Source organism: Flavobacterium araucananum (genome assembly GCF_002222055.1).
Classification (GTDB): domain Bacteria; phylum Bacteroidota; class Bacteroidia; order Flavobacteriales; family Flavobacteriaceae; genus Flavobacterium; species Flavobacterium araucananum.
In genome coordinates, this window is record NZ_MUGS01000015.1 from 68,558 (window position 1) to 95,340 (window position 26,783).

Annotated in this window: 29 protein-coding genes; 21 read left to right on the plus strand and 8 right to left on the minus strand. The window is 33.1% G+C overall.

Going from position 1 to position 26,783, the window contains the following annotated elements:
• Positions 1–235: 235 nt before the first annotated feature.
• The 5 genes from B0A64_RS10380 (at position 236) to B0A64_RS10400 (ending at position 3,590) form a co-directional block, all read left to right on the plus strand.
• On the plus strand, positions 236–877 hold the full coding sequence (locus B0A64_RS10380; RefSeq protein WP_089479447.1) for a PAS domain-containing protein: 642 nt from the start codon (positions 236–238) through the stop codon (positions 875–877).
• 132 nt (positions 878–1,009) lie between these two features.
• A complete protein-coding gene (locus B0A64_RS10385; protein WP_089479448.1) occupies positions 1,010–1,243 on the plus strand; it encodes a hypothetical protein in 234 nt (77 codons plus the stop codon).
• Positions 1,233–1,514 carry a type II toxin-antitoxin system RelE/ParE family toxin gene (locus B0A64_RS10390; RefSeq protein ID WP_089479449.1) on the plus strand — a complete coding sequence of 94 codons (282 nt, stop codon included), beginning with the start codon at positions 1,233–1,235 and terminating at the stop codon, positions 1,512–1,514. Before B0A64_RS10385 ends, B0A64_RS10390 begins: the two co-directional genes overlap by 11 nt.
• A 41-nt stretch (positions 1,515–1,555) precedes the next feature.
• Positions 1,556–1,972 carry a Holliday junction resolvase RuvX gene (gene ruvX, locus B0A64_RS10395; RefSeq protein ID WP_089479450.1) on the plus strand — a complete coding sequence of 139 codons (417 nt, stop codon included), beginning with the start codon at positions 1,556–1,558 and terminating at the stop codon, positions 1,970–1,972.
• Between the two features lie 121 nt (positions 1,973–2,093).
• Positions 2,094–3,590 (plus strand): malate:quinone oxidoreductase, encoded by a 1,497-nt coding sequence (locus B0A64_RS10400; protein ID WP_089479451.1) that lies wholly within the window; start codon positions 2,094–2,096, stop codon positions 3,588–3,590.
• A gap of 38 nt (positions 3,591–3,628) precedes the next feature.
• Here the strand turns inward: B0A64_RS10400 and B0A64_RS10405 are convergent, their stop codons facing one another.
• Positions 3,629–5,851 carry an FUSC family protein gene (locus tag B0A64_RS10405; protein WP_089479452.1) on the minus strand — a complete coding sequence of 741 codons (2,223 nt, stop codon included), beginning with the start codon at positions 5,849–5,851 and terminating at the stop codon, positions 3,629–3,631.
• Between the two features lie 192 nt (positions 5,852–6,043).
• Here B0A64_RS10405 and def point away from each other — a divergent pair, with 192 nt between their 5' ends.
• From def to mazG, 4 genes are all read left to right on the plus strand, one after another.
• Positions 6,044–6,634: a peptide deformylase gene (gene def, locus B0A64_RS10410; RefSeq protein WP_089479453.1), complete on the plus strand. Its 591-nt coding sequence runs from the start codon at positions 6,044–6,046 to the stop codon at positions 6,632–6,634.
• Positions 6,635–6,701: 67 nt separating this feature from the next.
• Positions 6,702–7,187 (plus strand): DUF5606 family protein, encoded by a 486-nt coding sequence (locus tag B0A64_RS10415; protein ID WP_089479454.1) that lies wholly within the window; start codon positions 6,702–6,704, stop codon positions 7,185–7,187.
• Positions 7,188–7,441: 254 nt separating this feature from the next.
• On the plus strand, positions 7,442–8,218 hold the full coding sequence (locus tag B0A64_RS10420) for a carbonic anhydrase (RefSeq protein ID WP_089479455.1): 777 nt from the start codon (positions 7,442–7,444) through the stop codon (positions 8,216–8,218).
• A gap of 103 nt (positions 8,219–8,321) precedes the next feature.
• Positions 8,322–9,092, plus strand: a complete 771-nt coding sequence (gene mazG / locus B0A64_RS10425) for a nucleoside triphosphate pyrophosphohydrolase (RefSeq protein ID WP_089479456.1) — start codon at positions 8,322–8,324, stop codon at positions 9,090–9,092.
• Here the strand turns inward: mazG and B0A64_RS10430 are convergent, their stop codons facing one another.
• The gene (locus B0A64_RS10430) at positions 9,093–9,773 is read right to left on the minus strand and encodes a Crp/Fnr family transcriptional regulator (RefSeq protein WP_089479457.1); all 681 of its coding nucleotides are present in this window, start codon (positions 9,771–9,773) and stop codon (positions 9,093–9,095) included.
• 204 nt (positions 9,774–9,977) lie between these two features.
• On the opposite strand from B0A64_RS10430, the gene B0A64_RS10435 reads away from it, so the two are divergent.
• From B0A64_RS10435 to B0A64_RS10470, 8 genes are all read left to right on the plus strand, one after another.
• A complete protein-coding gene (locus B0A64_RS10435; protein WP_089479458.1) occupies positions 9,978–12,371 on the plus strand; it encodes a heavy metal translocating P-type ATPase in 2,394 nt (797 codons plus the stop codon).
• A 108-nt stretch (positions 12,372–12,479) separates the two neighbouring features.
• Complete coding sequence (ccoS, locus tag B0A64_RS10440) at positions 12,480–12,671, plus strand: cbb3-type cytochrome oxidase assembly protein CcoS (RefSeq protein ID WP_089479459.1); 192 nt, start codon at positions 12,480–12,482, stop codon at positions 12,669–12,671.
• Between the two features lie 2 nt (positions 12,672–12,673).
• The gene (gene ccoN, locus B0A64_RS10445) at positions 12,674–14,860 is read left to right on the plus strand and encodes a cytochrome-c oxidase, cbb3-type subunit I (protein WP_089479460.1); all 2,187 of its coding nucleotides are present in this window, start codon (positions 12,674–12,676) and stop codon (positions 14,858–14,860) included.
• Between the two features lie 7 nt (positions 14,861–14,867).
• Positions 14,868–15,062 carry a CcoQ/FixQ family Cbb3-type cytochrome c oxidase assembly chaperone gene (locus B0A64_RS10450; protein ID WP_089479461.1) on the plus strand — a complete coding sequence of 65 codons (195 nt, stop codon included), beginning with the start codon at positions 14,868–14,870 and terminating at the stop codon, positions 15,060–15,062.
• A 1-nt stretch (position 15,063) separates the two neighbouring features.
• The gene (locus tag B0A64_RS10455) at positions 15,064–16,005 is read left to right on the plus strand and encodes a cbb3-type cytochrome c oxidase N-terminal domain-containing protein (protein WP_089479462.1); all 942 of its coding nucleotides are present in this window, start codon (positions 15,064–15,066) and stop codon (positions 16,003–16,005) included.
• 12 nt (positions 16,006–16,017) lie between these two features.
• Positions 16,018–17,436: a cytochrome c oxidase accessory protein CcoG gene (gene ccoG, locus B0A64_RS10460; RefSeq protein ID WP_089479463.1), complete on the plus strand. Its 1,419-nt coding sequence runs from the start codon at positions 16,018–16,020 to the stop codon at positions 17,434–17,436.
• A gap of 12 nt (positions 17,437–17,448) precedes the next feature.
• Complete coding sequence (locus tag B0A64_RS10465; protein WP_089479464.1) at positions 17,449–17,898, plus strand: FixH family protein; 450 nt, start codon at positions 17,449–17,451, stop codon at positions 17,896–17,898.
• A 481-nt stretch (positions 17,899–18,379) separates the two neighbouring features.
• Positions 18,380–19,081, plus strand: coding sequence for a sulfite exporter TauE/SafE family protein (locus tag B0A64_RS10470; protein ID WP_089479465.1), 702 nt, complete (start codon positions 18,380–18,382; stop codon positions 19,079–19,081).
• On the opposite strand, the gene hemN is transcribed toward B0A64_RS10470, so the two are convergent.
• From hemN to B0A64_RS10495, 5 genes are all read right to left on the minus strand, one after another.
• Positions 19,078–20,442, minus strand: a complete 1,365-nt coding sequence (gene hemN / locus B0A64_RS10475; RefSeq protein ID WP_089479466.1) for an oxygen-independent coproporphyrinogen III oxidase — start codon at positions 20,440–20,442, stop codon at positions 19,078–19,080. The genes B0A64_RS10470 and hemN overlap by 4 nt on opposite strands.
• Before the next feature lie 119 nt (positions 20,443–20,561).
• Positions 20,562–21,038, minus strand: coding sequence for a hypothetical protein (locus tag B0A64_RS10480; protein WP_089479467.1), 477 nt, complete (start codon positions 21,036–21,038; stop codon positions 20,562–20,564).
• Positions 21,039–21,152: 114 nt separating this feature from the next.
• Entirely contained in the window at positions 21,153–21,500 is a 348-nt protein-coding gene (locus B0A64_RS10485; protein ID WP_089479468.1) for a hypothetical protein, read from the minus strand.
• A 121-nt stretch (positions 21,501–21,621) separates the two neighbouring features.
• A complete protein-coding gene (locus tag B0A64_RS10490; RefSeq protein ID WP_089479469.1) occupies positions 21,622–22,044 on the minus strand; it encodes a DoxX family protein in 423 nt (140 codons plus the stop codon).
• A 119-nt stretch (positions 22,045–22,163) separates the two neighbouring features.
• Positions 22,164–23,792 carry an acyl-CoA carboxylase subunit beta gene (locus B0A64_RS10495; RefSeq protein WP_089479470.1) on the minus strand — a complete coding sequence of 543 codons (1,629 nt, stop codon included), beginning with the start codon at positions 23,790–23,792 and terminating at the stop codon, positions 22,164–22,166.
• A gap of 261 nt (positions 23,793–24,053) precedes the next feature.
• On the opposite strand from B0A64_RS10495, the gene B0A64_RS10500 reads away from it, so the two are divergent.
• From B0A64_RS10500 to B0A64_RS10515, 4 genes are all read left to right on the plus strand, one after another.
• Positions 24,054–24,644 (plus strand): TetR/AcrR family transcriptional regulator, encoded by a 591-nt coding sequence (locus B0A64_RS10500; protein ID WP_089479471.1) that lies wholly within the window; start codon positions 24,054–24,056, stop codon positions 24,642–24,644.
• 68 nt (positions 24,645–24,712) lie between these two features.
• On the plus strand, positions 24,713–25,171 hold the full coding sequence (locus B0A64_RS10505; protein WP_089479472.1) for a hypothetical protein: 459 nt from the start codon (positions 24,713–24,715) through the stop codon (positions 25,169–25,171).
• 6 nt (positions 25,172–25,177) lie between these two features.
• Positions 25,178–25,492 (plus strand): DUF3817 domain-containing protein, encoded by a 315-nt coding sequence (locus B0A64_RS10510; RefSeq protein ID WP_089479473.1) that lies wholly within the window; start codon positions 25,178–25,180, stop codon positions 25,490–25,492.
• A gap of 2 nt (positions 25,493–25,494) precedes the next feature.
• Positions 25,495–25,701, plus strand: a complete 207-nt coding sequence (locus tag B0A64_RS10515; protein ID WP_089479474.1) for a hypothetical protein — start codon at positions 25,495–25,497, stop codon at positions 25,699–25,701.
• Between the two features lie 52 nt (positions 25,702–25,753).
• Here B0A64_RS10515 and lpxD read toward each other — a convergent pair whose 3' ends face one another.
• Positions 25,754–26,752 carry a UDP-3-O-(3-hydroxymyristoyl)glucosamine N-acyltransferase gene (lpxD, locus tag B0A64_RS10520; RefSeq protein ID WP_089479475.1) on the minus strand — a complete coding sequence of 333 codons (999 nt, stop codon included), beginning with the start codon at positions 26,750–26,752 and terminating at the stop codon, positions 25,754–25,756.
• Positions 26,753–26,783: the final 31 nt, after the last annotated feature.

Genomic DNA, 26,783 nt, shown 5'->3' on the forward strand with positions numbered 1-26,783 from the left:
ACCTTTGTAAAATGTTACAGATATAACTTTTTGTTTTTAATTTGATAAATAAATTTCTTCGCTTTATAGAATTTAATTAACTAAAAAGTCCTTTAAAAGTTTTTTTAATATCAAAATATGACAAAAATCAGGTTTTAAGATTTTACTTAGAATTAATTTTGCCGCATAATTCAGAGACAAAGTCTGTTAATTATCAATACCAATCCAAGACAAAAGCTTTAATCTACATATATATATGAATCAGGAAAATCAACTTCACGGACAGAGAACTATTATCGATAAAGAGGTCTCATGGGACAAAACTCAGGTTATTATGAGTAAAACAAATGCCTTTGGTATTATTGAATATGCCAATGAGATTTTTGTTGATGTTTCAGGTTATGAAGATTATGAATTAATGGGTCAGCCACATAATATTATTCGCCATCCGGATATGCCAAAAGTAATTTTTAAAGTGCTTTGGGAAAATCTTAAAAACGGAAAAAACTTTCATGCAATCGTAAAAAATCTTGCCAAATCAGGAAGGTACTATTGGGTTATTACAGATTTTGAAATTTCAAGAGATGAGAACGGTGTTATTGTTAACTATTTTGGAAGAAGACAAGCAGTACCACAAGAAGTTATTGCATTACACATTGAGCCCTTGTATAAAAAACTGTTGCAAATTGAAGCTGCAAGCGGAATGGAATTTAGCGAAAAATACCTTATTGGATTTTTGGAAGAAAAAAAGAAAAGTTATGTAGAATATATTAAGGATTTGATTTTTGAACATGAAAAAGGTCAGGCGAAATTTGCTCAATACGAAGAACGTGCAGTAATCGAAGAAGAAGAAGAGGAAGAAGAAAGAGGTTTTTTTAGAAGATTATTTAACAGATAGAGATTTTTTTAGGTTTTGAATATTTGGATAAAGTCCGTTTCGAATTTTTGGAACGGATTTTTTTATTGGAAAGTTAAATCTAAATAAGATTAGACTGAAAAGGTTTATATTTGTATTGTAAATGAAAGTATTATGGAAGCGATAAGATTAGAATTTCAGCCGGAGATTAAGGAGAAAGTGCTTAAATTGTTAAGTGAGTTTTCTCCTAATGAATTGAGAATTATCGAGGAGGATTCTGATTTTGAAAACGATAGAAGAAAAGTACATGCAGCTTACGCTAAATTAAAAAGTGGTAGTGAAAAATTATATTCAATAGATGAAGTCGATTCAATTTTAGATGATACATTTTCGGAATATGATAATTAAAATTTCGAATGAATTTCTAAAATTATTAAAAGAACAAGTTCATTATATTTATAAAGATAAACCAGGAGCAGCGTTAAAGTTTAGGAAAGATTTGCTTAAAAATATTAAAAAAGATCTAAAATGCCCATTTCATTTTCCTAAGTCAAAATACTTTGATAATGAAAATATTAGAGATTATGTTTTTAAAGGATATACATCAGTTTATGAAATTGATATTGATCTGCAAAATGTTTCTGTTTTCGCATTTATCAAATATAAAAATTCTCTTTAAGATTGTGACTTTTCCTTTCTACCTTTGCTAAAAATTAAAAAATGCCAAGAATTCTCTCTATAGATTACGGACAAAAACGAACCGGAATTGCTGTAACTGACGAAATGCAAATTATAGCTTCAGGATTAACCACAATCCCCACCAATACTTTGATAGATTTTTTGAAGGATTATTTTTCAAAAGAAAAGGTCGAAGCTGTTTTAATTGGTGAACCTAAACAAATGAACGGGCAACCATCACAAAGTGCTCCTGTAATTAAAGGTTTTGTAACACATTTTTCCAATATTTTCCCGGATATGAAAGTAGTTCGCATGGATGAGCGTTTTACTTCAAAAATGGCTTTTCAAACCATGATCGATAGCGGACTAAGTAAAAAGCAGCGTCAGAATAAAGCTTTGATCGATGAAATTTCGGCAACAATAATGCTTCAGGATTATCTTTCGTCGAAACGTTTTTAGATTTTTTAACTTTCAAAGCCATAGCCTTTTATTTTTTAGAAAAACATAACTTTTATCATGTAATTTTAGTTTTTTTTTGCAATTATAAAAAGTACCTTTGCACTTTAAAAACAATACTGTTATGCCTAATGAAACAATACGTTCTAATAGTGATGTAGTACTAATTGGAGCGGGAATTATGAGTGCCACTCTTGGAGTGATTTTAAAAGAATTACAACCTGACATAAAAATTGAAATTTACGAAAGACTAGATGTTGCTGCTGCCGAAAGCTCTGATGCTTGGAATAATGCAGGAACGGGACATTCAGCTTTTTGTGAGCTAAATTACACTCCGGAAAAGGCTGACGGAAGTATTGATCCTAAGAAAGCAGTAAGTATAGCAGAATCGTTCGAGATTTCTCGTCAGTTTTGGTCTTACTTAGTGCAACAAAATAAAGTACCATCTCCCGAAAATTTTATCAAAAGCGTTCCTCACATGAGTTTTGTTTGGGGAGAAAAAAACGTAAAATACCTTAAAAAGCGTTTTGAGGCTTTGCAAAGTAATCCTATTTTTTCTCAAATGGAATTTAGTTCTGATTTTGAAAAGCTTAAAGAATGGATGCCACTAGTTATGGAAGGCAGAGACGCTAACGATAAATTAGCAGCTACTCACATGGAAATTGGTACCGATGTAAATTTTGGAGCTTTGACCAGAAGTATGTTTAATTATTTAGAAAAACTAGACGGTGTTTCTTTATACTTTAATCACGAAGTAACCAAATTAAAACAACGTGATGACAAGTCATGGAGAATAAAAATTACAGATATCGCTACAGGTCAAAAACGTAAAGCCTATACCAAATTTGTATTTATTGGTGCAGGTGGAGGTTCATTGCCATTATTAGAAAAAGCAAACGTTCCTGAAGGAAACGGTTATGGCGGTTTCCCGGTAAGCGGACAATGGTTAAAATGTACAAATCCTGAAATTATTGCTAAACATCAGGCAAAAGTTTACGGAAAAGCTAGCGTTGGAGCACCTCCAATGTCTGTTCCTCATATTGATACTCGTGTAATTGATGGTGAAAAAGCATTGCTTTTTGGACCTTTTGCAGGATTTTCGACTCGTTTCTTAAAAAATGGTTCTTACCTGGATTTACCATTATCTATAAAAGCAAATAACCTGATTCCGATGTTATCAGCCGGATTTCATAATATACCATTGACCAAATATCTAATCGAGCAAGTTCGTCAGTCTCCAAAAGACAGAATGAATGCACTACGTGAATATTTGCCAACAGCACGTTCTAAAGATTGGAAATTAGAAAGAGCGGGGCAACGTGTTCAGGTAATTAAAAAAGATGAAAAAGAGGGTGGAGTTTTAGAATTTGGTACAGAAGTAATTAATACACACGACGGAACTTTGGCAGTATTATTAGGGGCTTCTCCCGGAGCATCGACAGCAGTTGCAATTATGATCGATTTGATTAGCAGATGTTTTACCAGCCAAATTAAAACACCGGAATGGGAAGCGAAAATGAAAAACATGATTCCTTCTTACGGGCAAACTTTAAATGATAAACCAGAGCTTTTGACAGAACTTAGAAAACATACTTCAGAAGTTTTAAAACTAAATAACTAAGCTCATATTTTTTATAATAAATCACAAATCCAGATGAATTAATCTGGATTTGTTGCTTTAAATTCTTCTGTGATTTTCAAGATCTTTTCAGTCAGATTACTCATCCAGATCAATTGCTCAATAACCATTTGAGCTTCCTGCATCTTGGCCTGACGCGTTTCTTTATCTAATTCATCATCTTGCGCTAAACGGGTAAAATTGACTCGCTTAAGTTCTTCAAACTGCAAAATGACATCTTCCTTGTCAAAAAAAGTATCTGTTAAGATTGTCTCGTTTCGCAAAACAGCAATAGAATGATCTAAATTTAAAAGTATCGTTTTTATAATATAATTAAAAGATTCTGAAGCTGATGTGGTTTGGTGCGATTGAATATAAGTCGATAAAGAGGCCAAAGCGGACAATATCGAATGATTTAATACCACCAGTTTATTGACAAGGGGCAATGTTTTTTGCTTAGATTTTGGTTCCTGCATCATACGCTGAAATGACGTCATCAAATTACCAATTTCAACAAAAGCATTTTTTCTCGCCAAACGGTATGCAGTAGGAATCTCTCCTTTTTTATTATAAAAATCGGCAATTTCTTTAAGATAATTTCTATTGGCACGAATCGAATTTTCGATATGTATTGGGGTATTGATAAACTCCCATGCCGGCCATAAAAACTGGTTGGCTAAAAATGCCAAAGTAGCTCCGGCTAAAGTATCCAGAACGCGAAACTGAATAACTTTGACAACATCAGGAGTTAAAATTCCGTAAATAAAAACCACATACATCGTAACAAAAGTGGCACTTACCTTATAGTTAATCTGAGTAAAAGAGATACCAAGAAGCATACAAACAATAGATAATATACTAAGTGCAAAATGATTCTGGATAACAGAAACAATTCCAAAAGCTAGTAATCCTCCCAGAATAGTTCCAAAAATCCTGTTATACGATCGTTCTTTTGTTAAGCCATAACCCGGACGCATGATCACGACAATCGTTAATAAAATCCAATAGACGTTTTGAAAAGGTAAAAGTTGACCAATCACAAAACCTATCAAAATTGTAATCGTTAATCGCAACGAATGCCTGAAAATAGAAGACGAATAGCTTAAGTTTTCGATTAAAGTACGCAACGGATAATATTGTGGTGTCAGGAATTTTTCTAACTCTTTGTCCTTATCATTTAATTTAAAAGATTGCATTGCGAGCGAAAAAGCACGTTGTATAATTTTTATTTTTCCAACCTGATTTCTGGCATATTTCAGCATATTGGTCAGCATCAAAACACCTTCTGCTGCTTCCTCCTTACCTAAAGTTTTTTCGTAGTCAAAAATGGCAAATTCAAGAGCGTCCAGTTCATTCTTTAAATCATTTTTATCAATGTAAATACTAATATTATGCACATTTTTAGACAGTTTCTTTAAAGTCGATGCCAGTTTATAAGCTACATTTTGATACGTTCGGAGTACATCAGGATGTTTCGCAAATTTTTCATGTAGTTTGCTGTGATCAAATGAAGTATATAAGGCGAGTTCCTGAATCTCTACTAAGGTGATAAAAACAAGTAACATTTTTCGGTTCTGACTTGTAGTTCCCGAGGCATTTTGATTGCCAATAAGCATTTTTCTTAAATCTTCATGAATCAGGTTCAGATCGACCTGAACACCGAGCTGTTTTTCGATAATCGCTTCTCTATTGGCTTCGGGGCTCCATAAATCACCTCTTAATTTTAAATATTTTGCGGTTAGTTTTATGCCTTCAGCAATTTGCAATTCGACATATTTATAAGGTTGTACAAAATGAAATACAAGAGATACTACTAAATAGAGTATTCCTCCAATGAATATAAATCCGGAATATTCAAAAGCTTCCCAACCTTGGTGCAAATGTCCAAAAGAGAGGGATATAGATAATAAAGCAGAGAAGGATACCAAAGTAGCACGTTGCCCGTATACGGAAATCATCGAGCATAAAAAAAGTAAAAAACCTAAAAAAGGATAAAACAAAAAAGGATACGGATAGGCAAGATTTACCAATAAATTTACACCGGAGACAATAAACGACGCTACAATAAGTCCTTTGATTTTATGACCTAGGGAACTAGGGACATCACTGGGGTAGGTATAAAATGCACCCAAAGCAATTGTAAAACCTATTTCGAAATGGCCGAGGAAATTCAAAATTAAAACCGGAACAACAGAAGCAATAGTTACTTTAGAGGCGTTTAAAAAAGAAGTACTGTTCGTAAATTTCGAGATGCGATTAAACATATAGTGAGGTTTACAAACAAAAGTACGAATTAATTTGGCATAATTATGGATGAGATTTTGAGCAGAAAGCAAAAATTATCATATAATATAGCTTTAGAATTATTCATTGACTATTTTTTACTATTTTTGCCAGCTGAATTATGAGAACTATATTCAGGAGTTTTCAGTAGATAATACATTAAATTAATACAAATGATTTTACCAATTGTAGGATATGGTGATCCTGTTTTAAGAAAAGTGGGAGAGGCGATTACGCCAGAACATCCAAACTTAAAAGAAACAATAGCAAACATGTATGAAACCATGTATCACGCTTACGGAGTAGGACTTGCCGCACCGCAAGTAGGTATGCCGATTCGTTTGTTTGTGATAGATACTACTCCTTTTAGTGATGACGATGATTTACCATCAGAAGAACAAAAAGATTTAAAAGGTTTCAAAAAGACTTTTATAAATGCTAAAATTGTTAAAGAAGAAGGCGAAGAGTGGAGTTTTAATGAAGGTTGTCTTAGTATTCCTGACGTACGCGAAGATGTTTATAGAAAACCAACCGTTACGATCGAATATTGTGAAGAGGATTTTGTAATGAAAACAGAAGTTTTTGATGGTTTGATTGCCAGAGTTATCCAGCATGAATATGACCATATAGAAGGTGTTTTGTTTACAGATAAAATATCTACTTTAAAAAAACGTTTGATTCAAAAGAAATTAAAAAATATTACCGAGGGCAAGACGTTTCAGGAATATAGAATGAAATTTGCTGCTGCTAAAAAAGGGAGATAATTGATCTGAGAAATCAGAAGCAATAAAAATATAATAAATCAAATTCTTAATACTAATTTTAATAAACATGAATTTAGAGAAAATTTTAGCCATTTCTGGGAAACCAGGTTTATATGTATTGAAAGTGCAAACTCGTACAGGTTTTGTGGCAGAATCATTGACAGACGGAAAAAAAATTACTGTTAACCTGAAAAGTAACGTAAGTTTATTATCAGAGATTTCTATTTATACCTACGACGGAGAAAAACCATTGACTGAAGTAATGCAACGTATTGCAACTAAAGAAAATAAAGGTCAGGCTATTTCTCATAAAGAAGATAATGCTACACTGGCAGCTTACTTTAAAGAAATTCTATCTGATTATGATGAAGAAAGAGTTTATCCTTCTGATATCAAAAAAGTTTTAAACTGGTACAATACACTTCAGGCAAAAGGACTAGTTACTGATTTAGCTCCGGCTGCTGCTGAAACTACAGAAGAAACTCCGGTTGTTGAAGAAAAACCAAAAAAAGCTCCGGCTGCTAAAAAAGCAAAAGCTAAAAAAGAAGAATAGTAATTTTCTACCTTCAAAAATAATAATCCTGCTAAGAAATTTTTCCTGGCAGGATTTTTTATTTGTACCCGTTTAGAAATATTTATGATTTTCTAAACGTAATAACTAAAATTTAAAATTTAATTTTGTAGGAAATTATTTATATTGTTTCGCTTTAGCCAAAAAGAATTTCATTTCAGAATAGGCACTTTTAATTTTTAAAAGGTTGAGATAATGTTGGTGATTTTTATGAAAATTAATTTTAAATAAAAAAAATGAAAAAAGAGATTACAAAAATTTTGCTTGGATTTGCACTGATCACTCTTATGGGATGTGATAATAGTAAATCTGATAAAAAACCCGTAGAACCTGAAAAGCATTGGAATTATGAAGGGGAAACCGGACCCGAACATTGGTCAGAAATTGATCAGAACGATTGCGGCGGCAGTGCACAATCGCCTATCGATATCGTAGAAACGGTAACAGATGAAACATTAAAACCAATTGAGTTTCATTATAGCCCCGAAACAAAAATACATGATGTTGTAAATAATGGGCATTCTATTCAGTTTGATTTCGAAGAGGGTGATTACATAACCCTTAACGGAGACAAATACAATCTGAAACAATTTCATTTTCATGAACCAGCAGAACATACTATTCGAGGAATTAGATATCCGTTAGTAATTCACATGGTACATATGAATAGTGAAGGTAAGTATGCAGTAGTTGCAATTATGGCAAAAGAAAGCAAAGAGAACAGCGAAACTTTTGATTTTCTTGACAAATATTTACCTGTCAAAGTTAATGAGACCATAGAGGTAAAAGATGTTTTTAATTTAAATAACGTCTTACCGGAAAATCAAACGTATTATACCTATACAGGTTCACTTACCACTCCGCCTTGTACAGAAGGAGTGCAATGGTATATTTTTAAAAACCCGGTAGATGTATCTTTAAAAATGATTGAAGACTTAAGAAAAATAATGCCTGTCAATAATTTTAGAAATGTCCAACAATTAAATGGGCGAGTAATAAAAGAATCAATATAATTATTATCACCAAAAAAAGAGGGTCGAAAGACCTTCTTTTTTTTGCATATAAAAGCACTTAATTAATAAAATAAATTAATTTTGATGTTATATAAAACACAACATGAGCAAAGAACTTCAACTTAAGGCATTCGAGCGATTATTAATTATCATGGATGAACTTCGTGAGCAATGTCCCTGGGATAAAAAACAAACTTTGCAAACCCTGAGACACCTTACGATCGAAGAAACCTACGAGTTGGGAGATGCTATTCTCGATAATGATTTAAATGAAGTAAAAAAAGAATTAGGCGATTTGTTACTGCATATTGTTTTTTATGCAAAAATAGGCTCAGAAACCAATGATTTTGATATCGCAGATGTTTGCAATGAGATTTGCGAAAAATTAATTCACCGTCATCCTCACATTTATAGTGATACAGTTGTAAAAGATGAAGAAGAAGTAAAGCAAAATTGGGAAAAATTAAAGCTTAAAGAAGGAAAAAAATCAGTTCTGGAAGGTGTGCCAAGAAGTTTACCGGCTTTGGTAAAAGCAAGCCGAATTCAGGATAAGGTAAAAGGTGTAGGCTTTGATTGGGAAGAACCACATCAGGTTTGGGACAAAGTACAAGAAGAATTAGAAGAATTGCAAGTAGAAGTGAGATCAGGTGATCAGGATAAAATTGAAGCCGAATTTGGGGATGTTTTATTTTCTATGATCAATTATGCCCGTTTTCTAAATGTAAATCCCGAAGATGCTCTGGAACGTACCAATAAAAAATTTATAAAGCGTTTTCAATATCTGGAAAGCAAAGCTGGTCAATTAGGAAAACCTTTAATGGATATGACTTTGGCAGAAATGGATGTATTCTGGAACGAAGCTAAAAAGCTCTGATTATTCGGCCATTTTTTTTAATGCTTTAATATTTTTAAGCATAATTTTTTTTCCCACTAATTCAATCAATTCCAGTTTATTAAAGTCTGATAATAACCGTATACAACTTTCTGTAGCTGTACCAATAATACCGGCAAGTTCTTCTCTTGTAAGTTGAACTTTTAGGGTTTTATCTGCACTTTCACCAAAAGCGTCGTGCAATTGCAATAAGGTTTCGGCTAAACGTTGTTTTACTGTTTTTTGAACTAAAGCAATTTTATCGTTTTCAGATTCTTTTAAATCTTCGCAAACAGATTGCATCAAATTCATCGAGAACTGATTATTGTTATTAAAGAAGTGTAAAATCTCGTTTTTCGGAATAAAACAAACTTCCATATCGGCAACTGCTTTTGCAGATAAATTCGCAGGTTCATTGCTAATCATAGAGCGTTGCCCTAAAAGTTCGCCCGATTGTACCAGTTTTACAATCTGATCTTTTCCATTTGCACTTAATTTAGAGAGTTTTCCAACACCATCTTTGATACAAAAAACGCCATTAGTTACTTCGCCTTCTTCAAAAATGGATTCCCCTTTTTTAATTTTGTAGGTAGTCTTACTATTAGCCAATTTTACAACTTCCTCTTTATTAAGTGCTTTAAGAGAAGAAAGTTGTCGTACGATGCATTGATCACATTTATTCATGGCAAAAAAATTTACTGCAAAATTAACCAATATTCGCATTGCTAGGTATTATTATTCCTTAAAAAAAGCAGAAAAAAACTATTATTTCAATTTGCCGATTTTATTTCGCTAAATTTAGAATTCGATTTCGTTGTAATATGATAAATATCATTTTTATAATCTCTCGTTTTTTTAACATTTGTGGCATCAAAAAAAGCAAATTTTATGAGTGAGCAGAGTTGTTTTCATTGTGGGTTAACCATTGTTAAAAATGAAGAAATCAATTTTGATGAAAAAAAGTTTTGTTGCAAGGGTTGTCAAACCGTTTACGAAATTTTTAGTCTTCATGATATGACCTGTTATTATGATTTTGAAAAATCGCCAGGTGCTACTCCACAAGACATTCAGGGAAAATATGATTTTTTGGATAATGAAGCCATCTTGTCAAAAGTATTAGAATTTCAAGAAGCAAATACTTCAATAGTTTCCTTAAATATCCCTCATATTCATTGTAGTTCCTGTATTTGGATCCTGGAAAATTTAAACAAAATTCAACCCGGAATAAGTATTTCACAAGTAAATTTTCCTGAAAAAAGAGTTCGAATCACCTTCAATTCAGATCTTGTCTCACTCAAAACAATCACTTATATGTTAAGTTCGATTGGTTACGAACCTTATATTAGTTTAGAAAACTACGAAACAGGCAAAACAAATGTAGACAGAACTTTGACCTACAAATTGGGTGTTGCCTTTTTTTGTTTCGGAAATATCATGCTTTTATCCTTTCCCGAATATTTTGAAATTAAAGAATTCTGGTTGGATAACTACAAACCATTTTTTAGGATTTTAATCTTTCTGTTGGCCCTGCCAAGTTTCTTTTACTCTGCAAGTGGTTATTATGTTTCGGCTTATAAAAGTATAAGATCTAAGATGTTAAATATCGATATTCCAATTGCCTTAGGGATAATCGTTATGTTTGTTCGAAGTACTTTTGATATTGTAATGAACTACGGATCAGGTTTTTTTGACAGCTTAACAGGTTTAGTTTTTTTTATGCTGCTCGGAAAAATGTTCCAGATCAAAACCTATAGTTTTTTAAGTTTCGAGAGAGATTTTAAATCCTACTTTCCTATTGCTGTCACAAAAATTAATTCAGATACATCAGAAGAAAGCGTTCCAATATATGATGTTTTAAAAGGAGACAGATTATTGATTAGAAATCAGGAATTAATTCCGGTTGATGGTATTTTGATTAGTGATAAAGCCGAAATAGATTATAGTTTTGTAACGGGTGAAGCCGTGCCTATTACTAAAAAATCCGGGGATAAGGTTTTTGCCGGCGGTAAACAAATTGGTAAAGTAATCGAAATGGAAGTTTTGCATTCTGTTTCTCAAAGTTACCTGACACAATTGTGGAGCAATGAAATCTTTCAGAAAAAAGTATTTCAAAAGCATAAAACAATAACAGATGCCATAAGTCGCTATTTTACACCTATACTATTACTGATTGCTTTTGCAGGTTTTGGATATTGGATACTTATTGATGCCAATACTGCATTTAATGTTTTTACAGCCGTTCTAATTGTCGCTTGTCCTTGTGCCTTAGCGCTGACTGCACCGTTTACATTTGGTAATATTTTGAGAATCATGGGGAAACAAAAAATGTATCTTAAAAACGCTTTGGTAATCGAACAATTGGCTAAAGTTGATACCATTGTATTTGATAAAACCGGAACAATCACTACCAATAAAAAATCGAATATTGCATACGAAGGAAATACGATTTCGAGCGAAAATTATATACTGATTAAAAATACGCTGCGAGGCTCAAATCACCCTTTAAGCCGAATGTTATATGACTTTTTAGAAGAAACAAAAAAGATTAAAATAGATGATTTTCAGGAGATAACCGGAAAAGGAATTCAGGCTTTGGTTGGTAATGTCCTTATAAAGATTGGTTCAGCAGCATTTATAGACAGCCCGGTTTTAGAGGGATCTGAAATTGAAAAGACAGCATTACATATTAATATTGACAATCAATATGTAGGGAAATTTATTTTTCAGAATCAATATAGGGAAGGTCTTGAAAAACTGTTTCTAACGCTCAGCAGTAGTTATCAAATAAAAGTACTTTCGGGCGATAATGATGGCGAAAGGTATAATCTTGAAGCAATCCTGCCTAAAGGTACCGAACTGATTTTTAATCAAAAGCCGGAACAAAAACTGGATTTTATTAAAGCACTGCAGGAAAAAGGTAATAATGTAATGATGGTAGGAGACGGGTTGAATGATGCAGGCGCTTTGGCACAAAGTAATGTTGGAATTTCTATTTCTGAAAATGTCAATGTTTTTTCTCCTGCTTGCGATGCCATTTTAGATGCATCAGAGTTTTTTCGACTGGATTATTTCCTTAAATTATCTCAAAAATCAATTACAATAATCAAAATGAGTTTTGTTTTATCATTACTTTATAATATTGTAGGACTCTCTTTTGCAGTTACCGGAAACTTACTTCCTTTAGTGGCGGCTATAATCATGCCTTTAAGCACAATTACGATCGTTAGTTTTGTTACTTTAATGTCTAACTATTTCAGTAACAATAATTTAAAACGATTATAAATAATTCAAGGCTTTTTTTGCATAAATTTAACATACGCCTTCTCCCATGATAATTATCATATTTTAAAAGCCTGTAAACGACTAATTTTGTTAACATAAACTTAAGGTATGAGTGTTATTTATCTATTAATTTCAGTAAGTATTTTTGTTGCAATATGCTTCTTTATTGCCTTTATCGTAGCTGTCAAATCTGGACAATACGATGATGATTATACGCCCTCAGTCAGAATGCTCTTTGACGATGAGACTAAGATTACTCCCAAAAATAATAATTCACCAACAGAAGAAAAACAAGTATAATTATGGAAATGGAACAGTTTTATTACGACAACAAAATTGTAAAAAAATTCATTTACGCCACTATTCTTTTTGGAGTAGTAGGTATGTTAGTAGGGCTAACCTTAGCGGTTATGTACCTTTTTCCCAACATTACAGATGGTATTTCGTGGCTTAGCTACGGTAGGTTAAGACCTTTGCACACCAATGCTGTTATTTTTGCCTTTGTTGGGAATGCCTTTTTTGCGGGTATGTATTACTCGCTTCAGCGATTGCTGAAAGCCAGGATGTTTAGTGATTTCTTAAGTAACCTGCATTTTTGGGGTTGGCAGCTTATTATTGTTGCAGCCGCTATTACATTACCATTAGGATATACTTCATCAAAAGAATATGCAGAACTGGAGTGGCCTATTGATATTGCAATCGCTCTTATTTGGGTGGTTATGGGGATCAATATGATTGGTACAATGTTACGTCGCAGAGAACGCCATTTGTATGTTGCAATTTGGTTTTATCTTGCCACATTTGTTACCGTAGCGGTGTTGCATATTTTTAATAATATAGAAATTCCGGTATCTGCCTTAAAAAGTTATTCCGTTTACGCAGGTGTTCAGGATGCCTTAGTACAATGGTGGTACGGGCATAATGCAGTTGCATTTTTCTTAACAACACCATTCTTAGGTTTAATGTATTACTTTATCCCTAAAGTAGCTAACCGTCCTGTCTATTCTTATAGATTATCAATTATCCACTTTTGGTCTTTGATCTTTATTTATATCTGGGCAGGTCCTCACCATTTATTATATTCTGCTTTACCAAACTGGGCCCAAAATCTGGGTGTTGCATTTTCTGTAATGCTTATCGCTCCATCTTGGGGAGGTATGATCAACGGACTTTTAACATTAAGAGGTGCATGGGATAAAGTTCGTGAAGAGCCGGTTCTAAAATTCTTTGTGGTAGCCATAACAGGTTACGGAATGGCAACTTTTGAAGGGCCAATGCTTTCGCTTAAAAATGTAAACGCTATTGCACATTATACAGACTGGATTATTGCACACGTTCACGTAGGAGCTTTAGCCTGGAACGGATTTATGTCTTTTGGTATTATTTATTGGTTGATTCCCCGAATGACCAAAAGCAACTTGTTTTCAAAAAAATTAGCAAATTTCCATTTCTGGATTGGTACATTAGGAATTATTTTATATGCTTTACCAATGTATGTGGCTGGTTTTCAACAAGCATCAATGTGGAAACAATTTAATCCGGATGGTACATTAACCTATGGTAACTTCCTTGAAACAGTAACTGCAATTATGCCATTGTATTGGATGAGAGCAATAGGAGGTACTTTGTATTTAATTGGAATGCTGACATTAGTTTATAATATTATAATGACGGTAAGAGCTGGTGAAAACATAGAAGATGAATTGGTACAAGCTCCGGCTTTACAAAGAATAAGTAACAGCAGACTTAGAGGAGAAAAATTTCATACCTGGTTAGAAAGAAGACCAATCCAGTTAACGATTTTAGCAACTGTAGCTATTTTAATTGGAGGTGTTATTCAAATTGTACCAACGATAATGGTTAAGTCTAACATTCCAACCATTTCAAGTGTTAAACCTTATACCCCATTAGAACTTGAAGGCCGTGACCTGTATATTAGAGAAGGTTGTGTTGGTTGTCACTCACAATCAGTTCGTCCTTTTAGAAGTGAAGTAGAGCGTTACGGACCACAATCAAAAGCAGGAGAGTTTGTTTACGACCATCCGTTCCTTTGGGGATCAAAACGTACAGGCCCTGATTTGTTAAGAGTAGGAGGAAAGTATAATGACAATTGGCATTTTAATCACTTCTGGAATCCACAGAGTATTTCTGCCGGTTCGATTATGCCAGGTTACAAATGGTTGTTTGATAATGAGCCAATGGATATTTCATTAACTCAAAAGAAAATCCAAGTCATGGTTACACTTGGAGTTCCTTATACAGAATATGAAGTTGCAAATGCTCAAAAAATATTGAGAACTCAGGCTGTTGCAATCGAAAAAAGTTTAGAAAATGATCCAGACTATGTAAAAAGTTATGCGGATAGTAAGAAAAAAGCAGCTGCAAAAGGCGAAAAATTCATCCCGATGAACGAAAGAGAAATTGTTGCTTTGATTGCTTATATACAAAGACTTGGAACTGATATAAAAGTAAAAGATACTTCTAAATAACAGCATTATGTTTGAACAAATAAAACACAATATGGAGAATATTTCGGGTATAGAAATTTACCCGATACTTTCTCTCTTGATATTCTTTTTCTTTTTTGTAGGATTAGGCTTTTGGGTATTCTCCTATAAAAAAGAAAAAATACAGGAAATGAGTGAAATACCTTTAGATGAAGGGTGTAGTATAATTTCAAAAGATATTTAAAATGAAAAAATTTTTCCCAGTATATGTAAGAGTACCGCTGATTTTCTTCATCGTATTTGCTTTAATGGAATACTTTATAGATTCAGGCGACAGACCGGCTTTTATAAAATACCCAATGGTTTCCGTCTTTTTGTTCGTTTTTCTTTTTATTCTGATTGCTATCGAAATTACATTAAGCGCTGTTAATCGCATTATGTACCAATTAATGTCGCCAGAAGAAAAGGCAAAGCTAAACCATGAAAACAGCTTGAGCTTAACAGAAAGTACCTGGTACAAAGATTTAATGCACAAGCTTACCAAAACTCAGCCTATAGAAAGAGAAGGTGACTTATTGTTGGATCACGATTATGATGGAATCAAAGAGTTAGATAATAATTTGCCGCCTTGGTGGGTCTATTTATTTTATATCTGTATTGTTTTTGGCGTAATTTATTTTGCCCGCTACGAAGTTTTTGGAGGAGATGATCAGGAAATGGAGCTTAAAAAAGAAATGGCTCAGGCAAAAATTGATGTAGACGAATACTTAAAAACAGCACCGGATTTAATGGATGAAAAAACAGTTGTTTTGCTTACTGATCCGGAAAGTTTAGCAGCAGGTAAAGAAATATTTACAACCAATTGTGCTGCTTGTCACCGTGCTGATGCGGGAGGGCAAATTGGACCAAACTTAACTGATGATCATTGGATTTTGGGTGGAGGAATTAAAAATGTATTTCACACTATTACCAACGGAGGACGAGACGGAAAAGGAATGGTTTCCTGGAAAACAAATGGTTTAAAACCAAAAGAAATTCAAAAAGTTGCCAGTTATATTTTGTCGTTGCAGGGTAGTAACCCTAAAGAACCAAAAGCTCCCGAAGGCGAGATTTGGGTAGACGACAGTGTTGCAAAAAAAGATACCACAGCGAGTACACCAACAGATAGTACTCAAGTTAAAAAATAATTAGAATAAATCATGTCAAATTTACCAGACGAAGCTTTTAGAGATACCATTGGAACGATTGATGAAGGAGGTAATCGAAAATTTATTTTTCCTAAAAAACCGTCTGGTAAATTCTATGAATATCGAAAAATAGTCAGTTATGTATTATTGGCTATTTTAATTGCTAATCCGTTTATAAAAGTAAACGGAAACCAATTTATGATGTTCAATGTTTTAGAACGTCGCTTTAATATTTTTGGATTTCCGTTTTGGCCACAGGATTTTTATCTTTTTGTAATTTCAATGCTTGTAGGTATTGTTTTTATAATCTTGTTTACCGTTGTATTTGGCAGGATTTTTTGCGGATGGATTTGCCCGCAAACCATCTTCTTAGAAATGGTCTTTCGTCGAATCGAGTATTGGATTGATGGTGATCGTGGAGCTCAATCCCGATTAGCAAGGCAAGAATGGAATGGTGAAAAAATCAGAAAGAGACTTGTTAAATGGACAATCTTTTTCTTGATTTCGTTTGGTATTGCCAATGTATTTTTAGCTTATTTAGTAGGTAGTGATCAACTTTTTTTAATGGTTGAACAAGGACCAATCGAGCAGTCAAGTAATTTTACTGCATTGCTAATTTTTACCGCCGTTTTTTATTTTGTATTTGTTTGGTTTCGGGAACAGGTTTGTATTATTGCCTGTCCGTACGGAAGATTGCAAGGCGTACTTTTAGACGATAAATCGATCAATGTAGCGTATGACTTTGTACGAGGAGAAAAAGAAGCCGGTCGCGCAAAATTCAATAAAAAAGAAGACAGAGTTACAACAGGAAAAGGAGATTGTATCGATTGTCATCAATGTGTTCATGTTTGCCCAATGGGAATTGACATTAGAAACGGAACACAATTAGAGTGTACTAATTGTACCGCTTGTATCGATGAATGTGATACAATTATGGAAAGTGTTGGTTTGCCAAAAGGTCTTATTCGATATGCCTCTGAGGATGAAATTGCAAAGAAAGTACCTTTTAAATTTACAACAAGAATGAAAGGCTACATAGCCGTTCTATTTATCTTGTTAAGTGTTTTTGTTGGAATGTTATTTTTACGAACAGATGTTCAGGCTGTTGTTTTACGTTTACCGGGTCAATTGTTTCAGCATAAAGGAGATAGGATCAGTAATGTTTATACGTATAAGATCGTGAATAAAACGATGAAAGATTATCATGATATTCATTTTGAATTAATAGACCAAAAAGGCACTATTAAAAATGTTGGAAAACAGCATTTTAAAGTTTTAAAAGAAGGAATCTCACAAGGAACATTATTTATAGAGATCGATCAGGCTCTTCTGGAAAGTGATAAAACCAAAGTTGAAATTGGAGTTTATAACGGTAAAGAACTGCTTGAAACTACAACAACTAATTTTTTAGGACCACGAAGTTTTAATTAAAAATATACTATTATGAAAATAAATTGGGGAACCGGAATTGTCATTGCATTTGCATTGTTTATGACCTTTATTTTATATTTTGTTTTTGAAGTACAGTCCAATAGTAAGTACGATAATGATTTGGTTGTTGAAGAATATTACAAACACGATTCTCATTTTCAGGAAGAAATGGCTCGAATTCAAAATGCGCATGATTTGCAACAAAGACCTTCTATCACCTATAATGAAAATGGCGTAAAAATAGCTTTTCCCGCAACTTTTGAAAGTGATAAAATAAAAGGGAATGTATTACTGTACAGACCTTCAAACAAAAAATTTGATTTTGATACGCAAATTGCATTAACGAATTCATCTTTACTTATACCTCAAAAGAAGTTGATAAAAGGACGTTGGGATGTTAATATGGAATGGGAATACAAAGGAACAAAATACCTTTCGAAAGAAGTCATTTATGTAAATTAAATAGGATGTTTTTCTGCCACAGATTATAATGATTCACACAGATTTTTTTGGAAAAGTATCTAATGTTGGATTGGAATATATAGTTCCTAAGGACAAAAGGGGATTTTATGATTCTTTTTTACCGACATGTTATCTCTACGAAATATACTTTGTTAACGTTTATAAATGGAGCTATTCTTTAAAATGCTCTAATCTCTGGAGAATATACTCCGTTAGGAGTTGCATATCGGTAATTCTTTTTTACCGACATGTTATCTCTACGAGATATACTTTGTTAACGTTTATAAATGGAGCTATTCTTTAAAATGCTCTAATCTTTGGAGAATATACTCCGTTAGGAGTTGCATATCGGTAGAAAAAATAATTCGCATTAAAAAAATGTCCCGTAGGGACTACACCATATAAATTGATATTTAATTGGAATAAAAAAACAATCACTTTTAATCCAATTAATCTGTGACTAATAGAAAATATATAGCAAATGTTTTACTCCGCTTTTATATTAGGTTTAATTAGTAGTTTGCACTGCATTGGAATGTGTGGTCCAATTGCTATGATGTTACCGGTAGATCGACAAAATGAAACTAAACGAGTAACTCAAATTATAACCTATCATTTAGGTCGTTTGACTGCTTATGCAACAATAGGTTTGATTTTTGGTTTATTAGGAAGAGGCTTTTTTCTCGCTGGATTACAACAAAAAATGTCTGTTTTTATTGGTGTAGCGATGATTTTGGTGGTTTTGATTCCTGAAAAAGTTTTTTCTAAATACAATTTTTCAAAACCTGTCTATAAAATTATTTCAAGAATAAAATCAAGTTTAGGAAATCAGTTTAAAAAGAAAACCTACAAATCACTTTTTATCATAGGTTTACTAAATGGCTTTTTACCCTGCGGTATGGTTTATGTTGCTCTATTTGGTGCTATTGCAATGCAAAGTGCCAGTTTTGGGGTTTTGTATATGATTTTATTCGGCTTAGGAACGATGCCATTAATGACAATCGTGGTTTATGTACATTCTTTGTTAAGACTGCCTTTTAGAAATAAAATTCAGAAAGCAATTCCCTATGTAGCGGTAATAATTGGTGTTTTATTTATCCTTAGAGGGCTAGGTTTAGGAATTCCTTATATTTCCCCTTCTAATATGAGTTTGTTTGTACAGGGAACTCCTAATTGTCATTAAACTGTCATTGAAAACAAATTTGTTTCCGGTGATTTTCTTTTTAGGTGCAGATCAAAAGCCATACAAATATTACGAACAAAAGGTCTTCCTGCATCTGTAATTTTGATTTTATTTTCTTCAATTACAATTAGTTGGTCTTTCTCTATTTCTTTTAAATCTGCCAAAACATTAGGGATTTCTTTAAAATATAATGCTTCATTACTCCAGGAAGTTTCAAATTCGCATGTTAAGTTTAAGATATGCTTTCTAATAATCAAATCCTCATTGGTTAAAATATGACCTTTTACAACAGGTAATTTATCATTTTCTAATAATTGATAATAGTCTTCTATACTTTTTGTGTTTTGAGCAAAACTGTACCAGCTATCGCTAATAGACGAAACACCTAAACCAATCATAAGTTGTGTTTTTGAAGCGCTGTATCCCATAAAATTACGATGCAGTTTTTTATGTTCTGTTGCTTTGTATAAACTATCAGATGCTAATGCAAAATGATCCATTCCTATTTCATGATAACCATTTTTAGAAAGCATTTGTTTTCCGGTTTCATACAATATGCGTTTTTCTGCATCTTTAGGGAGATTTTCGTCATTAAAACCACGTTGCCCGTTTCCTTTTATCCAAGGCACATGAGCATAGCTGTAAAAAGCCAAACGATCCGGTTTTAAGGAGTTTGTTTTTTCTACAGTATCAATTACATTTTCAATCGTTTGAAAAGGTAATCCAAATATAATATCGTGACCAATTGAAGTATAACCTATTTCTTTTGCCCAAAAAGTTACTTTTGCGACATTGTGAAAGGGCTGGATTCTGTGAATCGCTTTTTGAACTTTTTCTGCATAATCCTGAACACCAAAACTTACCCGGCGAAAGCCTAAATCATATAATTTTTTAAGTTGTTCGTATGTAGTATTGTTAGGATGACCTTCAAAACTAAATTCATAATTTACGGCTTTCTCAGCTTTAGAAAATAGGGTATTGATAAGATGTTCTAAATTGCTCGTAGAGAAAAAGGTAGGAGTGCCTCCGCCTAAATGGATTTCTTTTATAATTGGTTTTTCGGGCAATAATTGGCAGTACATATCCCACTCTTTTAAGAGGGCTGTTATATAAACTTCTTCAACAGAATGATTTTTGGTAATGCGTTTATTGCAGCCACAAAAGGTGCACATACTTTCGCAAAAGGGTAAATGGATATACAAACTAATTCCGTTTTGAGAATTACTTTCTATAAATGCTCTCTGAAATGACTCTATCCACTTTTGCGCTGTAAAATCGCTTTCGTTCCAGTACGGAACAGTTGGATAACTTGTGTATCTGGGACCTGGGACATTGTACTTTTGAGTCAGAGAGATTTTCATAAAGTCGGATTTTGTATCTGTCAAAATTAAAATTTATGAACCTCATATAAAATGACAAATATCATGTATCTAACAAATAAAAAGAGACTCACCAGGAGCCTCTTTTCTGAATTAAATAACTAACGTGAAATAGAATCTTGGATGATTTTAAGCCATTTTTTTGCAAACTGATGGTCTTGATAAGCACTTATTTGTTTAATGCGGTCATCATCAAAATCATAGAATGGGATTGTAATTTTTTTAAGTGTTTCTTTTTCCTGAAATTCAAAATCAATTTTTATGATCGTGTCAGCATGTCCTTCTGTTGTCAAAACTAATTTGCATGACGAAACACTTTTTAAATCCAGATAGGTCGATTCCTGCTGATTAGGATTGAAATTCATTAAAATAAATTTTCGGTTTTTTTGATCTATCGTAAGCGTTTTATTGCTTTGAGATTCTGTTAAATCAAATTCTTCCGGATGAGTAGGATTGAACTTCTTTTTTATGGTTAAAATTTTTGTTTTGTTTGCAGCACTTGATCGTGCCGAAAAATAAATAGGAATGGCTACTATGATCGCAATCACAATACCAATTATGGTTACACTTGTTTCCATTGTGGGTTTTAATATTTGATAAATTATGATGAAATAAGAACCGGTTTTCAGATTAGAAAATGGTTCAGTTTGTTAGAAAACAGATTGTTTTCTACTTGAAACTTCATAAATTATCTACCAGAAAAAATGGAAGGGATAGAGCATTAAAAGAACTTTCTTGCTCTGTGTTGCAAATTGATTTGCAAAGTTTGATGTTGATTTTACTGCTTTGTGCTGAGGAATCACCATCAATAAGGCATCAAACCATTTAACTAAGTTTGATGGGTTGGTTTTTATATTTGCTGCAAATTGATAATTTGCCTGCGGTTGTATAAAAGCTAATGAATCTGCGTGGTCGATAGAGAAATTGGAATCTGTTTTTTGCGTTTCATCTCTTTGTACAACAGACTCGTTTGCCTGAGTAGCAAAAAAGGCAATGATCAAAAGTGATACAAAAATAACGGCTTTACGAATCCAATTCATGGCGGCGAATTTAACTCATAAAATACAATTAAAGAAATTTTAAAGAATTAATTAACTTTAAATGTAGTCTTATTATTTTATCCTCAACGTTTTGATAAATATAGTTGAGGATAAAATAAGATTATTGTTGCATTTTAAAATAATAATCAGCAGAATGTTTTCCACTTCCATAAAACAGGAAGAAAACACAAACCAATAAAATTACTATCGCCAATATTAAGTTTTCAGAATGCATGTGTCCCATAAAATTAATAAGTATTGCCCCAAATAATATTGGTAATTGTGCGGCAATTGCCCAGCGGGTAAGTAATCCAAAAACGATCATTATACCTCCAATCATGTGAGCTGGTGCAATGTAATGTAATAAAAACATTCCGCCACCAAATTGATCTATAGGAGAAATTAAATCATGTAAATACTGAACGTTTGTTACAAATGAAACTCCTTTCATAAATAAAAAAACACCCAAAACAATACGTGCCAAATCTACTGGTAAATAAGTGTGCGCATTTGCCCATTTATTTAGACTTTTAACATTTTCCATGATACTACTGATTAAAAATTACATATAAAGTTACTAATTTTTAATGAAATATTTGTTTTTAAGTATCTGAAAGTGAGATTTTTGTATTTTTTTAACGTAACAATGAAATTTTACAAAATTTATACCTGAATAACTCCAAGATTAAATTGTTTTTGAATAGGAGCGTGATTAGCCGCTTCGATGCCCATCGAAATCCAGGTACGGGTATCTAAAGGATCAATAATAGCGTCTGTCCATAATCTGGAAGCAGCATAATAAGGTGAAGTTTGCTCATCATATCGTGCTTTTATTTTATTAAAAAGTTCTGTTTCTTTGGCTTCGTCTACAATTTCTCCTTTTGCTTTAAGCGAAGAAGCTTCAATTTGCGCTAAAACCTTTGCAGCCTGAGTCCCGCCCATAACGGCAAGTTCTGCACTTGGCCAGGCAAAAATTAATCTCGGATCATAAGCTTTTCCACACATGGCATAATTTCCTGCTCCATACGAGTTACCAACAATTACTGTAAATTTTGGAACTACAGAATTACTAACGGCATTAACCATTTTAGCACCATCTTTTATAATCCCGCCATGCTCCGACTTTGATCCTACCATGAAACCGGTAACATCCTGTACAAAGACTAACGGAATTTTCTTTTGATTGCAATTGGCAATAAAACGAGTCGCTTTATCAGCACTATCAGAGTATATAACACCACCAAATTGCATTTCGCCTTTTTTGGTTTTTACTACTTTTCTTTGATTGGCAACAATTCCCACAGCCCAGCCATCGATTCTGGCATAACCCGTAATTATTGTTTGACCGTAGCCCTCTTTGTAGGCTTCGAACTCTGAATTATCTACCAAACGATTGATGATTTCCATCATATCATATTGCTCATTTCTGGCTTTTGGCAGAATTCCGTATATAGCTGCTGGGTCTAAAGCAGGTTTTTCGGCTTTTATCCGGTTATATCCTGCTTTGTCATAATCACCTATTTTATCTACAATGTTTTTTATTTTGTCTAACGCATCTTTATCATCTTTGGCTTTATAATCAGTAACTCCCGAAATTTCGCAGTGTGTTGTTGCGCCACCCAAAGTTTCATTGTCAATGGTTTCTCCAATCGCAGCTTTTACAAGATAACTTCCGGCAAGGAAAATACTTCCCGTTTTGTCAACAATCAAAGCCTCGTCGCTCATAATAGGCAAGTAAGCGCCACCAGCAACACAACTCCCCATTACGGCAGCGATTTGAGTGATTCCCATACTGCTCATTTGTGCATTATTTCTAAAAATTCTGCCAAAATGCTCTTTGTCCGGAAAAATTTCATCCTGAAGCGGCAAATAAACACCTGCACTATCTACCAAATAAATAATTGGCAATCTGTTTTCCATTGCAATTTCCTGTGCACGAAGATTTTTCTTTCCGGTAATAGGGAACCAGGCACCGGCTTTTACAGTAGCATCATTTGCAACAACAATACATTGTTTGCCTCTTATATATCCTATTTTGATGACAACTCCACCAGACGGGCAACCACCATGCTCCGCATACATACCATCTCCAACAAAACCTCCAATTTCAATACTTTTTGAGCCTTCGTCCAGCAAATATGCGATACGTTCGCGAGCTGTCATTTTACCTTCGGCATGCAGTTTTTCTATACGTTTTTCGCCTCCGCCTAATTTTACTTTAGCAAATCTTTGTTTTAAGTCTGAAAGTAATAGTTTATTGTGATCTTCGTTTTTATTGAAGTTTAAATCCATGATATAGTATTGTTTTTACAAAATAGTGTTGGCTAATTTACAAAATCAATTGAAATTGACACTATAAAATAGTATCTGAAGATGAAATAAAAAGGAGTTACTGATCTTCAAAATTTAAAAATTTTGAGGAAATAAATAAGCAGTTTTTATCTCCTTTCAAAAAAAAGGAACCTATTGGTAATTGTTGCTTCTAAATAGCTGAATTTGTTTTGCTTCTTTTTTTTATCTTTATTTGTTATTTCATACCAACTAGTATTTTTTATGTCCAAAGCTGCCAACACCCGACTTACAATTCTTAATAAAGCATTTGAGCTAATTTATTCAAAAGGATATCAAACCACAAGTATCGATGATATTATAGCTACTACTCAGGTTACAAAAGGAGCTTTTTATTATCATTTTAAGACAAAAGATGAAATGGGAGTTGCCATTATCGATGAGATTTTAAAACCTACAATGCTAGAAAGTTTTATACAACCTATTCAAGACTCAAAAGATCCTGTTATTGATTTGTATAATATGATTTCGTATTTGCTGCTTGAAGATCCTTTTTTGCAAGTACAGTATGGTTGCCCCGTTGGGAACTTGACTCAGGAGATGACACCCTGGAACAATCAGTTTAGTAAAGCTCTGGCAGAATTGGTAGAGCAATGGCAACAAACTATTGAAAAAGCGATTTTGAATGCGCAGGATTCCGGATTGGTCAGGAAAGATGTGAATGGCCAACAAGTAGCCTTCTTTATCATGTCAGGATATTGGGGGATACGAAATTTTGGAAAACTTCAGGATAATAATAATAGTTATATTTCTTATTTAAAGGAATTTAAAAATTATTTAAACAGCCTTAAATGATTTTTAAACATAAAACATACTACTTAGTATGTTTTTGAATATATTTGCATTGTCTTAATTTTAAAACAATGTATACAACGTTATTATTTTGCCATTCGATTCTGCGATGGTTTGTTTTAGGAAGCTTATTATACTCCATTTTTATCGCTTACAAAGGGTATAGTTTACAACTAATCTTTACAAAAAGAGATAATTTAATACGGCATTGGACTGCAACAATTGCTCATATTCAATTAATTTTTGGAATATTAATATATGTGCAAAGCCCGATTGTAAAATATTTTTGGATAAATTTTTCAGTTGCCATTCAAAATATTGATGCTGCCTTTTTTGGTTTAATACACATTTTTTTAATGCTCACTTCGATTGTTTTAATAACGATTGGTTCCGCTTTGGCAAAAAGAAAAGTCAATGATCCTGATAAATTCAAAACCATGCTAATTTGGTTTTCTATTGCCTTAGTCATCATTTTTTTAGCGATTCCATGGCCCTTTTCATTTTTAGCAAACAGACCTTACTTTAGATAAATTTTTATGATACACTTATTACACACAAATACCGGAAGATTACGAATTATAGGCTTTCTCGAAGGGGTTTCCTTATTGACTTTACTTTTTATAGCTGTTCCATTAAAATATATTTTTGAAATGCCTTTTCTAACCAGACCCATCGGGACAATTCATGGTGCTTTATTTTTGCTCTTTATTTTTAATGCCTTAAGTGTGGGTGTAGAGCAAAATTGGAAGTTTAGAGATACAACCTGGAAAGTACTTTTGGCATGTATGATTCCGTTTGGAACTTTTTATATTGATTCTAAAATTCTAAGTAAAATTAAAAACCATTCGTAACTATGATTTTTGTATTTAAAACAAACGTTGATAGTATATCAAAAGTAAAGAGAATTGCACCTAAATTAAATCAGCTATTCCCAAATTCAAAATGGAACTTTGATCTTGAAGACTGCGATAATATTTTGCGATTTGAGTGTAAAGATAATATTATCGAGAAAGTAATTTTTTTAATGAAAGTTGTTGGCTTTGAATGTGAAGCTTTATAAAACAAAAAAACAGAAGCTTTCGCTTCTGTTTTTTTTATATCGATATTGTATCTTATTTTTTAGAATCGCAAACCATTCTTTTAAGAATAGCCCATTGTTTTAAGGCATCACGAGCTTCGACAGCAGGATATCCCAACATTGTTTTACCGGCAGGTACATCACCAACGACACCTGAACCAGCACCTACAATTGCACCATCGCCAATTTTGGTATGATCTTTTATAGAAGCGCTTCCGCCAATAATTACACCATTTCCTAAAGTTACAGAACCGGCTAAACCACTGTTTCCGGCCATAATACAAAATTTACCTAATTTACTATTATGTCCAATTTGAACTAAATTATCAATTTTGCATCCGTCACCAAGAACAGTTGAGCTAAATTTTCCGCGATCCACGCAAGTGTTTGCTCCAATTTCAACTCCGTTTCCAATAATTACATTTCCAATTTGGGGAATTTTAACTAATCCTTTTTCACTGCAAGGGCGAAATCCAAAACCGTCTGCACCTATTGTTGCATTGGGATGTATGATACAATCATTACCAATATGACAACGTTCTCTAACGACAGTTCCGGACCAAATGATTGTATTTTTACCAATAGTACATTCGTCTAAAATAGTAACATTTGGATAAATCGTGACATTTGCACCAATTTCAACTTTTGGACCAATATAACATCCTGCACCAATTCGTGCACCCTCGCCAATAATAGCGGTTTCATCAACATTTGCTGATTTATGAATGTTGTTACGGAAAATTGGAGTAGGTGGGGCAAAAAGGGCTAAAATTTGAGACATCGCCAAATCTGCATTTTTTACTTTAATAAAAGCACGATTGTTTCCAGGTTCAATAGAAATGTCTTCATTTACAACCGCAATTGAAGCTTTTGATCCTTCCCAGAATTTTTCATATTTTTTATTTCCTATAAATGAAATTTCAGAAGTAGTCGCTTTTTCTAATTGTTCTGTTGCTGTTATGCTTTGCGAAGTTGTGCCGTAAATTACGCCATTGATAACTTCATTAATTTCGTGAATTGAATAGGATTTCATTGAAATGAATTTAATTGATTTAGGGGTTATT